Source organism: Micromonospora yasonensis, assembly GCF_026013475.1.
Lineage (GTDB): Bacteria > Actinomycetota > Actinomycetes > Mycobacteriales > Micromonosporaceae > Micromonospora > Micromonospora yasonensis.
The window spans coordinates 1-229 of sequence record NZ_JAPDPH010000514.1 but is presented as its reverse complement, the minus strand read 5'-3'; the positions used below and the strand labels follow the sequence as shown (position 1 = coordinate 229).

1 protein-coding gene is annotated in these 229 nt (G+C 67.2%); it reads left to right on the top strand.

Translation table 11 applies throughout. From position 1 onward, the window contains the following. Positions 1 to 229, top strand: a 229-nt coding sequence (locus ONA70_RS36615; RefSeq protein WP_265011039.1) for a hypothetical protein, incomplete at both ends; no start/stop codon positions are given.

Genomic DNA, 229 nt, shown 5'->3' with positions numbered 1-229 from the left:
AGCCAGTACAAGGACTGGTTCAACAAGTGGGCGGTCACCCGAGTGACCTCGACCGACCCCACCGGCGGTGCGCCGGCGCTGTCGACCAGCTACAAGTACCTGGGCGGGGCGGCGTGGCACTACGACGACAACGAGGTCGTCAAGGCCAAGTACCGCACCTACGGCCAGTTCCGCGGCTACGCCAAGGTCCAGACCCTCAACGGCGACGGCGTCAACGACCGCCGCACCC